This is a genomic window from Microbacterium esteraromaticum (assembly GCF_016907315.1).
Lineage (GTDB): Bacteria > Actinomycetota > Actinomycetes > Actinomycetales > Microbacteriaceae > Microbacterium > Microbacterium esteraromaticum.
The window spans coordinates 2,652,251-2,664,035 of sequence record NZ_JAFBBS010000001.1; the positions used below are offsets into that span (position 1 = coordinate 2,652,251).

Consider the following 11,785-nt stretch of genomic DNA (forward strand, 5'->3'; position numbering starts at 1 on the left):
GCCCGGTCAGCCGCGCAGCAGGGCCCTGAGCGACTGGATCGTGTCTGCCTCTGCCGCCGGCTTGTCGTGCCGGTAGCCCTTCACCCGCGCGAATCGGAGTGCGATGCCGCCGGGGTAGCGGGGCGAGCGCTGCACGCCGTCGATCGCTATCTCGACCACCACCTCGGGTCGCACGAAGACCGTGCTCTGCGTGCGTCGCGTCTCGAGGGCGGGGAAGATCTCGGTCTGCCACCGAAGCAGCTCGTCGGTGAGCCCCTTGAACGTCTTGCCGACCATGACGAAATCGCCCTGGTCTCCGTACTCGCCCTCGGGGTCGCGTGCGCCGAGGTGCAGGTTCGACAGCATCCCCGTGCGCCGGCCCGAGCCCCATTCGACGCCGAGCACGACGAGGTCGTAGGTGAGCACCGGTTTCACCTTCACCCACGACTTGCCGCGGCGCCCGGCCGTGTAGGTCGATTCCAGCGCCTTGACCAGCACTCCCTCATGACCGGCGGCGAGCGCCTTGCGCGACAGCCGTTCGGCTTCATCGGCATCGTCGGTCACGATTCCGGGCATGCGCCACTCGCCGGCGATGCGTTCGAGCTCCGCCAGCCGCACGCTGAGGGGCTCGTCGATGAGATCGCGGCCGTCGACGTGGAGGATGTCGAAGAACCAGGGGCGCAGCGCCACTTCGCGTGCGACGTCGGCCCCGAAGCGCGACATCGTCTCCTGGAACGGCCTGGGTGCGCCGTCTTCGTCGAGCGCCAGCGTCTCGCCGTCGAGGATGATGTCGTCGGCGGGAAGGGAGCGCACGATCTCGACGAGCTCGGGAACCCGGTGCGTCACGTCGGCGAGGCTCCGGGTGTAGACACCCACCTCGTCGCCGTGACGGTGCACCTGGATGCGTGCGCCGTCGAGCTTGTACTCCACCGACGCCCTGCCCGTGATCTCCAGGGCTGCCGTCGGGGTGGCGGCGGTCGATGCGAGCATGGGCATCACGGGGCGTCCGACCGCCAGCCCGACGTCGTCGAGGTCGTCCTCGTCTCGGGTCAGGGCGATCACGGCGGTCTCGCCGAGGTCGCCGGAGAGCATCGCCGCGCGCCGCACGGACGTGACCGGGCGGTCGGACGCGCGGGCGATCGCGTCGAGCATCACGCCGCCGAGCGCACCGGTGCGCAGCTCGCCCATCATCGCGCGCGTCAGCAGGTCCCACTCCGCGGGTGTCGCCTGCGAAGCCAGACCCTGCAGCAGCCTCTGACGTGCGGCGGCGGAGCCGGTTCCGGAAGCACCGGCCAGGGCATCCAGCGCCTGATCCACCTCGGCGATCGTGAGCGAAGGAGCGTCGGCGTGAGACGACTCGAGACCGGCGAGCGTGCGCCAGCCCACGCCCAGCCTGCCCTGCCGCGGCGCGGCGAGCAGCAGTCCGATCAGCGGGCGGATCTCGTCGGGATGCGCCGACGAGAGCAGCCCGGCGAGGGCGTCGATCTTCGCGAGCCGGGATGACGTCGCAGCGACCTGTTCGGCGGTGGTGACCAGCTCGGAGAGCATCATCTCTGCATCCTGTCACCAGCCCCGGACATCGACCCAGGGGGTTGCGCCGGCGTGGGCTCAGCGACCGTGGAACTCCGGTCTGCGCTTCTGCTGGAACGCGGCGAAGCCCTCGCGGTAGTCGTCGGTGTCGCAGAGCGTGGCCTGCGCGGCGTTCTCGATGTCGACGGATTCCCACAGGGCCAGGCGCTCGTCGCGCATGCGGGCGATCAGCCGCTTGCTCGCTAGAAACGCCGCGGTCGCACCGCGGGAGGCCGCGCGGACGGCATCCTCGGCCGCCGTCCGCACCTCGTCGTCGGGGAAGACACGGGAGAAGAGACCGGATGCCACGGCCTCGGCGCCCGACATGAGCCGGCCCGTGTAGATCAGATCGAGGGTCTTGTGCGCACCGAGACGGTCGGCGAACAGGGCATGACCGCCGGAGTCGAGCGTGGCTCCGAGCGCAGCGAAGGGCGAGCCGATCTTCGCGGACTCGGCGACGTAGACCACGTCGCTCGCGATCAGCAGGCCGAGGCCGACGCCCAGGCACGCGCCGTGCGCGACGGCGAAGGTCGGCGCAGGGAAGGCGGCCATGCGCTTGAGCAGCGGTGTCACGATGCCGCCGAGGTAGCCCATCACATCGTCGTCGCGCGGATCGACGCCGGAGATGTCGCGCCCCGCGCAGAACGCCCGGCCCTCGCCGCGCAGCAGAAGCGCGCGCACTCCGGCGCGCTCCGCCTCGTCGTACGCGGCATGCAGCCCGTGCAGCGCCTGCTCGTCGAGCGCATTGAGGCGCTCGGGCGCGTTCAGGGTGATGTGCGCGATGTCGTCGGCGATGCGGATGTCGATCATGGCTGCTCCTGAGTCGGGTCAGACGTCGTAGTCGACGACGATGCGGTCGCTGGTGGGGTGGGATTGGCAGGTGAGCACGTAGCCGCGCTCGATCTCGTCCGGTTCGAGCGCGTAGTTCTCGGTCATCGTCACGCTGCCCTCGAGCACACGTGCCCGACACGTGCCGCAGACACCTCCGGAGCAGGCGAAGGGAGCGTCGGGACGCACGCGCAGAGCCGCATTCAGCACCGACTCGTGCGCGTCGACCGGGCTCTCCACGGTCGACGAGACGCCGTCGAGGTTGACCTCGATGCGATACGCCTTCTCTCCTGCACGCACCTCGACCCGGCGGGGGCCGCGCTCGGCGGGAGCGTCACCGGTGGTGAACAGTTCGAAGCGCACGTGCTCGCGCGGCACGCCGAGATCGGCGAGCACCTCGCGGCACAGATCGACGAGCGCGAAGGGGCCGCACAGGAACCACTCGTCGACGGTCTCGGGCAGGATCAGCGAGCCGAAGATGGTGCGCAGTCGCTGCTCGTCGATCCGGCCGGACAGCACGGGTGCGGTGCGCTGCTCGCGCGAGAGCACATGATGCAGCACGAGCCGGGTCGGGTAGCGGTCTTTCAGGTCGGCGAGGTCTTCGAGGAACATGACGTCGCTGGTCGACCTGTTCGTGTACAGCAGGGTGAAGCGCGTGCTGTCGGATGCCGTGAGAAGGGTGCGGGCGAGCGCCATCATGGGCGTGATGCCCGAGCCGGCGGCGATGCCGACGACGTGCGTTCCCTCGAGTTCTTCGAGGCCCGAGGTGAAAGTGCCCTGCGGGCTCATCACATCGATCTCGAACCCGGGCGTCAGCCCCGTCTGCGCCCAGGTCGAGAACAGGCCGCCCTCATCGCGCTTGACCGCGAGGCTGAGGCTCGTGGCGCCGTCGCGCACGGCGGTCGGCGGACGGCAGAGGGAGTACGAGCGGCGCACCTCGACGTCGTCGAGGCGCGCCCGCAGCGCGACGTACTGGCCAGGCAGATAGGCGTACTCATCGGCGAGGTCCGCCGGCACCGTGAAGCTCACCTCGATGGCGTCGTCGGTGAGCCGTCGAACCTCCGAGACCGTGAGGGTGTGAAATCGCGCATGATGACGGTCGCCCGCCGGGTGAGGTGCGGCGTCCGCGCTGACGGGGGCTGCCGGCATCCGGAACAGCGACATCAGATCACCTTGAAGTGGTCGAAGGGTTCGAGGCAGACGCGGCACTCGAACAGCGACTTGCACGACGTCGAGCCGAAGCGCGAGATCTCCCGGGTGTCGAGCGACCCGCAGCGGGGGCACTTCACCGCCAGGGCGAGCCGAATCGGCCCCTCCCGGTGAGCAGCCGCGCCGGACGGAGGCGCGATGCCGTACTCGACCAGCTTGCGCTTGCCGTCGTCGCTCATCCAGTCGGTGGTCCACGCGGGAGAGAGCACGAGTCGCACCTCTACGTCGGCGAAGCCCTCAGCCGTCAGCGCGAGCACGATGTCATCGCGGATGGCGTCCATCGCCGGGCATCCGGAGTAGGTCGGGGTGATGTCGACGACGATCCGCTCCTCGTCGGCCCGCACGTCGCGCAGCACCCCGAGGTCGTCGATCGTGAGCACGGGGATCTCGGGATCCGCCACGCGCGCCGCGATCTCGCGAGCGCGTGCCAGCCGAGTGGGGGCCGAGGTCACCATGTCGCCCCCGGATGCCTTCTGGCGAGCACCTGCATCTCGGCCAGCAGGTGGCCGAACGGGGTCGCGTGCGAGCCGTGGCGGCCACCGGCGCGGGACGCCTTGGCAGCCGGAACCTCGAGGTCGGCCTCGGCGAGCACGGTCTGGATGACGGCGTCGAACCCTGCGCGCAGCATCGACGGGCGCGCGGCAACGCCCTCGAGCCGGTCGATGAGCGGCTCGTCGCGGAACAGCTCGTCGACGTAGGGCCAGACGTCGCCGAGCGCACGGATCATCTTCTCGCGAGAGAGCTCGGTGCCGCCGGCCAGGCGCAGCACCCACTGCACGGCGTGGTCGCGGTGGTAGTCGACCTCTTTCAGCGACTTGGCGGCGATCGCGGCGAAGGTCTCGTCGGTCGACGTGCGCAGAACGGAGTACAGCTCGTACATGTACGTCGACGCGATCAGCTGACGCGCGATGGTCTGCGCGAAGTCGCCGTTCGGCTGCTGCACGATCCACGCGCAGCGGAAATCGGGTTCGTCGCGGAAGTACGCCAGATCGTCTTCGCTGCGGTCGTCCCATGTGCCGGCGTAGCGCAGCAGCGACCGCGCGTGGCCGAGCAGGTCGAGCGCGATGTTGCCGAGCGCGACGTCCTCTTCGAGCTCGGGAGCGCGCGAGATCCAGCCGGCGAGCTGCTGAGAGAGGATCAGAGCGTCGTCGCCCAGCCACAGCGCGTACTCGGCGGCATCGGCCGACGGGGCGCGGCCCTCGCCGCCGGCGAGCTCGTCGGAGAGGCGCAGCTCCTCGACGGAGACATGGACGTCATGGCTCATAGGTGCGGCACCCCCTCGGAGGCGGTGTAGTAGACCGCGTGCCGGTAGTTCTTGCCCTCTGAGGTCTCGAAGTAGGCATCCTTGGCATCCGGGTCGCTGGTGGTGATCGCGTCGGCCGGGACCACCCAGATCGACACCCCCTCGCCGCGCCGCGTGTAGAGGTCGCGTGCGTTGCGGACCGCCATCTCGGCATCCGGAGCCACGAGCGAGCCGACGTGGACGTGGCTGAGGCCGCGGTTGGCGCGGACGAAGACCTCCCAGAGAGGCCATTCGCTCGTCTCTGACATCACGCCACCTGCCCATCTGCTCGCGCGGCCTGCTTGCGGGCGTACGCGGCCGCGGCCTCGCGCACCCATGCACCTTCTTCGTGTGCGGTGCGGCGCCGCTCGAGACGCTCGGCATTGCACGGGCCGTTGCCCTTCAGCACCTCGAAGAACTCGTCCCAGTCGATCTCGCCCATGTCGTACCGCTGGGTCTCGTCGTTCCACTTCAAGTCGGGATCGGGCAGGGTGATCCCGAGGATCTCGGCCTGCGGCACGAGCATGCCGACGAAGCGCTGGCGCAGGGCATCGTTCGAGAAGCGCTTGATCTTCCACTTCATCGACTGCGCGGAATTCGGGGACTGGTCATCGGGCGGGCCGAACATCGCCAGGCTGGGCCAGTACCAGCGGTTCACGGCGTCCTGCGCCATCTCGCGCTGCTCCTCGGTGCCCTGCATCAGGCTCAGCAGGATCTCGAATCCCTGCCGCTGGTGGAACGACTCCTCCTTGCAGATGCGCACCATCGCGCGTCCGTACGGACCGTACGAGGCGCGGCAGAGCGGAACCTGGTTGACGATCGCGGCACCGTCGACCAGCCAGCCGATCGCTCCCATGTCGGCCCAGGTGGGGGTCGGGTAGTTGAAGATCGACGAGTACTTGGCCTTGCCGTCGATGAGCTGCCGCATCATCTCATCGCGGCTGATGCCGAGGGTCTGGGCTGCGGAGTAGAGGTAGAGCCCATGACCGGCCTCATCCTGCACCTTGGCCATCAGGATCGCCTTGCGCTTGAGGCTCGGAGCGCGGGTGATCCAGTTGCCCTCGGGCTGCATGCCGATGATCTCGGAGTGCGCGTGCTGCGAGATCTGCCGGATCAGCGTCTTGCGGTAGGCGTCGGGCATCCAGTCGCGGGGCTCGATGCGCTGCTCGTTCTCGACGAGCTCGTCGAAGCGCCGCTCGGCGTCTGAGACGTCGCCCTCGACGAGCGTGAGATCTGCGGGGCTGGTCATCGTCGACTCCTTTACTGACCGATCGTACGGTAATTCTCGCACGCTGCGGCCGGACGATCAAGACGATCGTCAGCGAGCGCGGCGCAGCAGGGCGAGAAGGGCCTGTCCGTAGGCCTCGGCCGGTTCGGGATGCTCGAATCGCATTCGCTCACCGGCGATCTCGATCTCGACGACGAAGGCGTCGGGCAGGCGCGTCAGCATCCGGAACGTGCCACGCAGCAGCTCGCGCAGCTGATCCTCTCGGGGAAGCCAGACGGCCTGCGACAGCTGCACGGCATCGAGCGCCCATTCGGTGGTCCCGTTGAACGCGAGATCGGTTCCCGACGGCGTCGTGCGCGCCTCGATCGTCATCTCGCTGACGGTGAAGATCTCCGCTTCGGCCTCGAGCTCGATCTCCTCAGGGAGATCGAGTGCGAAGCGGTCGCCGCTGCGCGGATGCCAGGTCAGGCCGGCATCACGCAGGGCGACGGCCAGTTCACGGCTGATCATGCCTCTACGGTAGGCGACTCGTGTGCGACGGGGACGGTGTCGGCGACGGTGTCGGCGACGTGAGGCAGAGTGGATGCATGACCTCTGCCACCTCGACCGACGTTCGGGATGCCGCGCTCGCCGCGCTGCGTGATCTGGTCGGGCGACCGGATGCCGTGTTCCACGACGGGCAGTTCGAGGCGATCGAAGCGCTTGTCGCCGGCCGTCGTCGGGCGCTCGTGGTGCAGCGCACCGGATGGGGAAAGTCGGCGGTGTACTTCGTCGCGACTCTGCTGCTGCGCCGGCAGGGCGCGGGGCCGACGGTGCTGGTCTCTCCGCTGCTCGCGCTCATGCGCGACCAGATCGCCGCGGCCGAGCGCGCTGGTGTGCGCGCCGTCGCCATCAACTCGACCAACGCCCACGAGTGGGCCGACGTGATCGCGAGGCTCGACCGGGACGAGGTCGATGTGCTGCTCGTCTCTCCGGAACGGCTCAACAACCCGGCGTTCCGCGAGAACCAGCTGCCCGCGCTGGTGCGCCGGATCGGCATGCTCGTGGTCGACGAGGCGCACTGCATCAGCGACTGGGGCCACGACTTCCGGCCGGATTACCGCCGGCTGCGCGAGCTGATCGCCGAGATGCCGCCGGGCGTGCCCGTGCTCGCGACCACGGCTACCGCCAACAGCCGGGTCGTCGCGGATGTGGCCGAGCAGCTGGGCGGAACGGGCACGGCGGCGGATGCCGGGGATCCGGATGCCGGAGTGCTGACCATCCGCGGGCCGCTGGCCAGGGCATCTCTCCGCCTGGGGGTGCTGCAGCTGCCGGGCTCCGCGCAGCGGCTCGCCTGGCTGCTGAGTTACCTGAACGATCTGCCCGGCTCTGGCATCATCTACGCGCTGACGGTGTCGGCGGCCGTCGACACCGCCAGGCTGCTGCGCGAGCACGGACACGAGGTGCGTGCGTACACAGGCCAGACCGACGCCGAGGAGCGCGAGGAGTCTGAAGGCATGCTCAAGCGCAACGAGGTCAAGGCCCTCGTCGCGACCAGCGCGCTCGGCATGGGGTTCGACAAGCCCGACCTCGGCTTCGTCGTGCACCTCGGAGCACCGTCGTCACCGGTCGCGTACTACCAGCAGGTCGGTCGTGCCGGGCGAGCCAGCGACAGCGCAGACGTGCTGCTGCTGCCGGGGCCGGAGGATCGCGACATCTGGCACTACTTCGCCACCGCGTCGATGCCCGACCGTGAGCGGGCGGAGCGCGTCATCGCGGCGCTGGGTGATCAGCCGCTCTCGACCCCGGCGCTCGAGGCGATCGTCGACATCCGCCGCACCCCGCTCGAGCTGCTGCTGAAGGTGCTCGACGTCGACGGTGCGGTGCGCCGCGTGCAGGGCGGATGGGTCGCCACCGGTGAACCGTGGGTGTACGACGCTGAGCGCTACGAGAGGATCGCCGCGGAGCGCGTCGCCGAGCAGCAGCACATGCTCGACTACCAGCAGACCGACCGCTGCCGCATGGAGTTCCTGCAGCGTTCGCTCGACGACGCGACCGCGGCCCCGTGCGGGCGGTGCGACAACTGCGCCGGCGTCTGGTTCCCGACCGAGATCGGCTCGGATGCCGGAGCTGCGGCGTCGGGGGCTCTCGACCGTGTCGGCGTGCCGATCGAAGCGCGCAGGCAGTGGCCGACAGGCGGAGATCGCGTCGGCGTGCCCGTGAAGGGGCGGATTCCCGCCGACGAGCAGGCAGGGGAGGGGCGGGCGCTGGCGCGCCTCACCGATCTCGGCTGGGGAGGCACGCTGCGGCAGATCTTCGCCGCCGGTGCGCCGGACGCCGAGGTCACCCCTCAGGTGCTCGACGCGTGCGTGCGCGTGCTCGCAGGGTGGGGCTGGGAGCGTCGGCCGGTGGCCGTCGTCGCCATGCCGTCGCGCTCGAAGCCGCTGCTGGTCGACTCGCTGGCCCGCGGCATCGCCGGCATCGGACGGCTGCCGTACATCGGCGCGCTCGATTTCGCGAACGGCGGACCGAGCGGTGGGCCGGGCGGCAACAGCGTGTTCCGCCTCGGCGGGCTGTGGGACCGCTTCACCGCAGACGGGCTGTCGATCCCCGAAGGGCCGGTGCTGCTCGTCGACGATCAGGCCGACAGCCGGTGGACCCTCACCGTGGCTGCGCGCGAACTGCGGCGGGCCGGCGCGACCGAGGTGCTGCCGTTCGTCCTGGCGCTGCGCGGCTGAGGCGGACAGGCTGAGATGCGCACCAGCAGCGCGGTCGTCGCGGCCATCGCCCTGACCCTCGTCGGATTCTTGGGCGTCATGATGCTCGCGGCATCCGGACTCAGCTGGGCCGGATCCGGATTCACGATCGCTGAGTACCCCGATTCGGACGATTCGGAGCGCGTCATCGGCCTCACCCTCGGCGCCCTGGGAGTGGCCCTCTGGGCGCTGGTGTCGGCTCTGATGGTCTGGGGCGGTGGACCGGCGGGCCAAGGCGACCGGCGCGCGGTGCGGGTTGTGGTCGGCGCAGGGGCGGTTCTCGTCGTGGCGCTTTTCGTCGCGGTTGTTCCCGTCCGCCCTTGACCCGGAAGCGCGCCGGTCATCGGGGTCCCAGATCGCCCCGAAAGGGGTCTTGACCGGGGCAAACGCGCGCATCGATGTCGGTGACGCTCGCCAGGATGGAGGTATGAACAGCCCCGCCGACGCTCTCGCGCAGGTCGCCGTCGACCTGCGCGAACTGCTGTGCGGCGATGCTCTCGCGGAGTTGTCTGACGCGGGGCGCGCGGAGGTGCTCGCCGGGCTGGGCGAGGTGTCGCGGCTGGCGGACGCCGGCGTCGTCGAGACCATCGCCACGGCAGATGCCGAGTTCGGACACCGGTTCGGATGCCGTGGCATGAACGAGATGCTTCGACGTACCGTGCTCGTCGAGGCGTCCGCGGCGGCGCGGATCGTACGCGCGGCAGAGGCCGTGCAGCGCGAGACGAGTCTCGTCTCGGGAGAGCGCATGCCGGCCCGCTGGCCCGCCATGCGCGAGGCTCTGCTCGACGGAGCCGTCGGTGTCGCCGGGCTGCTGAACGCCGTCGCGCCTTTCGACCGCGCGCGCGATCGCATCACAGCGGAGCAGCGGGTCTGGGCGGACGAGAACCTCGCGGCGTTCGCGCGCGGCGACGAGCTCCCGGATGCCGATGAAGATGGTCGGGGTCGGGCTCCGCGGGCGTCGGCGGAAGACCTCACGCAGTTCGCGGCCGCCCTTGCGATCGCACTCGACCCTGACGGCGCGGAGCCGGCGGATGAGCAGGCTCAGGCACGCCGATCGATCACGGTCGGGCGGCTGCGCGACGGTGTGCACCCGTTGCGCGGAAGCCTCACACCCGAGGTCGCTGCCCAGTGGAAGCTCATCGAAGACGCGTACAACAACCCGAAGGTGGGCGGCGCACCCGACGCCGGGGTCCGCTTCACTCTCGATCCCGCCGATGCCGATGCCGATGCCGATGCCGACGCCGATGCCGACGACGGCGACCTGTTCAACTGCGACCCGCGAAACGTGATCGACCCGCGCACCTCCGCGCAGAAGCGACACGATGCGTTCGCCGCGGCGCTGGGTATCGCTGCCCGACACAGCGATATGCCGTCGCTCGGAGGTGCGGCCCCGACCCTCGTGGTGCACGTCGACGCTTCTGACCTCGCAGCCGGCACCGGCTGGGCGACGCTGCCCCACGCCGAGGCAGCCGTCCCGCTGCACGTCGCGACTCACACAGCATGCACCGGAGCAGTTCAGCGAGTTCTCTTCGACGAAGGTCGCATCGTCGGGATCACGACCACCGATCGGGTCTTCACTGTGCACCAGAGACGTGCGATCGTGGCCCGAGACAAGGAGTGCCTGATCCCCGGATGTCATGTTCCGGCGACCTGGTGCGAGATCCACCATGTGACCGAGCATGCCCGAGGCGGCCCCACCCACACCGACAACGGCGTGCCGCTCTGCTGGTGGCATCACCGGTCTCTCGGTCAGTCGGGGTGGGAGATCCGCACGGACGGCGGGTTGCCGCAGATCCGCGGCCCCGCCTGGTGGGACACGGAGCAGAGATGGCGCACGCCGCAGCTCTCCGGTCTTGAGCGGAAGCGGAAGCGGAAGCAGAAGCGGGAGCAGAAGCGGGAGCGGAACCGCAGCGCGGTGCTCCAGCGATAGCTCTCGCAGGCACGCGCACGACAGACGCGTGCTGAGGGCGGATACCATCACGTGATGCCGAATCGATCACGACGCAGTTCCGCCAGGCAGCTGCTTCTGATGACGGTCGGGGTCGGCGTGCTCATGGTGGCGATGTGGATCGTGACCCTCTCCTTGCCCGATCCGCGTCCAGCGAGTGTGGGAGCGGCCGCATCGAAGATCGAGTCCTACTTCGACCGGATCGAAGGGTCGCTGCCTGCGGACGCCATCCTCGAGCGTTCGGAAGACATCGCGGAGAAGCCCTGTCCACTGGATGATCTCGGCGATCGAGCCTCGGTCCGGCGAAGCCTCCACATCGACGGCGACCTCGATCGCGTGGCCTGGGTGGCGAGCCTCGACGAGGTGTTTCCCGAGACGGACGGCTGGACGATGCGCATCAGAGCACTCGATTCTCGCGAGAATCTCAGCGTCCGGTTAGTGGCCGACGATCTAGCCATCATCGACATCACGGCCAGCGCGGCCAGCGGAGAGGCACGGATCACGTTGCAGTCCACGAGCGAGTGCGACCGGCCCAGCTGAGGTCGCTCGAAGTAGAGTGTCGGGATGCCGCGGATTCTCATCACCGGAATGTCGGGTGCAGGCAAGTCCAGCGTGCTCGCCGAACTCGAACAGCGAGGGTGGCGAACGGTCGACACCGACTACGACGGCTGGACCGACGGCGATGGCGGTGAGTGGGATGAGGCTCGAATGCGTGATCTGCTGGCGCGAGAGCTCGACATCGTCGTGTCAGGGGCCAGCGAGAATCAGGGCCGGTTCTACGACAGCTTCGAGCATGTAGTGCTGCTCAGCGCGCCCGTTGAAGTGCTGATCGAACGGGTGCGACGCAGAGCCAGCAACCCCTACGGGCAATCGCCAGAGCAGCAACAGCAGATCCGCTCTCTGGTGATCGAAGTCGAACCCCTTCTGCGACGCGGGGCAACCGCTGAACTCGATGCTCGGCTCTCGGTCGGGCAGCTCGCCGACGCCATCGAAAGCTTGTGAAGGTG

At 69.4% G+C, this 11,785-nt stretch carries 13 protein-coding genes; 5 read left to right on the forward strand and 8 right to left on the reverse strand.

Features of this window, described 5'->3' with window-relative positions; all coding sequences use genetic code 11:
• Positions 1 to 6: 6 nt before the first annotated feature.
• The 8 genes from JOE67_RS12620 to JOE67_RS12655 form a co-directional block, all read right to left on the reverse strand.
• Entirely contained in the window at positions 7 to 1,530 is a 1,524-nt protein-coding gene (locus JOE67_RS12620; RefSeq protein ID WP_204975892.1) for an ATP-dependent DNA ligase, read from the reverse strand.
• Between the two features lie 57 nt (positions 1,531 to 1,587).
• On the reverse strand, positions 1,588 to 2,358 hold the full coding sequence (locus JOE67_RS12625; protein ID WP_204975893.1) for an enoyl-CoA hydratase/isomerase family protein: 771 nt from the start codon (positions 2,356 to 2,358) through the stop codon (positions 1,588 to 1,590).
• 18 nt (positions 2,359 to 2,376) lie between these two features.
• Positions 2,377 to 3,525 (reverse strand): 1,2-phenylacetyl-CoA epoxidase subunit PaaE, encoded by a 1,149-nt coding sequence (paaE, locus tag JOE67_RS12630; RefSeq protein WP_204977018.1) that lies wholly within the window; start codon positions 3,523 to 3,525, stop codon positions 2,377 to 2,379.
• Positions 3,526 to 3,539: 14 nt separating this feature from the next.
• Entirely contained in the window at positions 3,540 to 4,040 is a 501-nt protein-coding gene (paaD, locus tag JOE67_RS12635; RefSeq protein ID WP_204975894.1) for a 1,2-phenylacetyl-CoA epoxidase subunit PaaD, read from the reverse strand.
• Positions 4,034 to 4,849 (reverse strand): 1,2-phenylacetyl-CoA epoxidase subunit PaaC, encoded by an 816-nt coding sequence (gene paaC, locus JOE67_RS12640; RefSeq protein ID WP_204975895.1) that lies wholly within the window; start codon positions 4,847 to 4,849, stop codon positions 4,034 to 4,036. The genes paaD and paaC overlap by 7 nt, the downstream gene beginning before the upstream one ends.
• Positions 4,846 to 5,136, reverse strand: coding sequence for a 1,2-phenylacetyl-CoA epoxidase subunit PaaB (gene paaB, locus JOE67_RS12645; RefSeq protein ID WP_204975896.1), 291 nt, complete (start codon positions 5,134 to 5,136; stop codon positions 4,846 to 4,848). Before paaB ends, paaC begins: the two co-directional genes overlap by 4 nt.
• Positions 5,136 to 6,116 carry a 1,2-phenylacetyl-CoA epoxidase subunit PaaA gene (paaA, locus tag JOE67_RS12650; protein WP_204975897.1) on the reverse strand — a complete coding sequence of 327 codons (981 nt, stop codon included), beginning with the start codon at positions 6,114 to 6,116 and terminating at the stop codon, positions 5,136 to 5,138. The genes paaB and paaA overlap by 1 nt, the downstream gene beginning before the upstream one ends.
• A 69-nt stretch (positions 6,117 to 6,185) precedes the next feature.
• Positions 6,186 to 6,605, reverse strand: a complete 420-nt coding sequence (locus JOE67_RS12655; protein WP_204975898.1) for a pilus assembly protein CpaE — start codon at positions 6,603 to 6,605, stop codon at positions 6,186 to 6,188.
• Positions 6,606 to 6,682: 77 nt separating this feature from the next.
• On the opposite strand from JOE67_RS12655, the gene JOE67_RS12660 reads away from it, so the two are divergent.
• From JOE67_RS12660 to JOE67_RS12680, 5 genes are all read left to right on the forward strand, one after another.
• Complete coding sequence (locus JOE67_RS12660; protein ID WP_204975899.1) at positions 6,683 to 8,812, forward strand: RecQ family ATP-dependent DNA helicase; 2,130 nt, start codon at positions 6,683 to 6,685, stop codon at positions 8,810 to 8,812.
• A 15-nt stretch (positions 8,813 to 8,827) separates the two neighbouring features.
• On the forward strand, positions 8,828 to 9,154 hold the full coding sequence (locus JOE67_RS12665; RefSeq protein WP_204975900.1) for a hypothetical protein: 327 nt from the start codon (positions 8,828 to 8,830) through the stop codon (positions 9,152 to 9,154).
• 103 nt (positions 9,155 to 9,257) lie between these two features.
• On the forward strand, positions 9,258 to 10,760 hold the full coding sequence (locus JOE67_RS12670; RefSeq protein ID WP_204975901.1) for an HNH endonuclease signature motif containing protein: 1,503 nt from the start codon (positions 9,258 to 9,260) through the stop codon (positions 10,758 to 10,760).
• Between the two features lie 123 nt (positions 10,761 to 10,883).
• Positions 10,884 to 11,318 carry a hypothetical protein gene (locus JOE67_RS12675; RefSeq protein ID WP_204975902.1) on the forward strand — a complete coding sequence of 145 codons (435 nt, stop codon included), beginning with the start codon at positions 10,884 to 10,886 and terminating at the stop codon, positions 11,316 to 11,318.
• 24 nt (positions 11,319 to 11,342) lie between these two features.
• A complete protein-coding gene (locus tag JOE67_RS12680; RefSeq protein ID WP_204975903.1) occupies positions 11,343 to 11,780 on the forward strand; it encodes an AAA family ATPase in 438 nt (145 codons plus the stop codon).
• Positions 11,781 to 11,785: the final 5 nt, after the last annotated feature.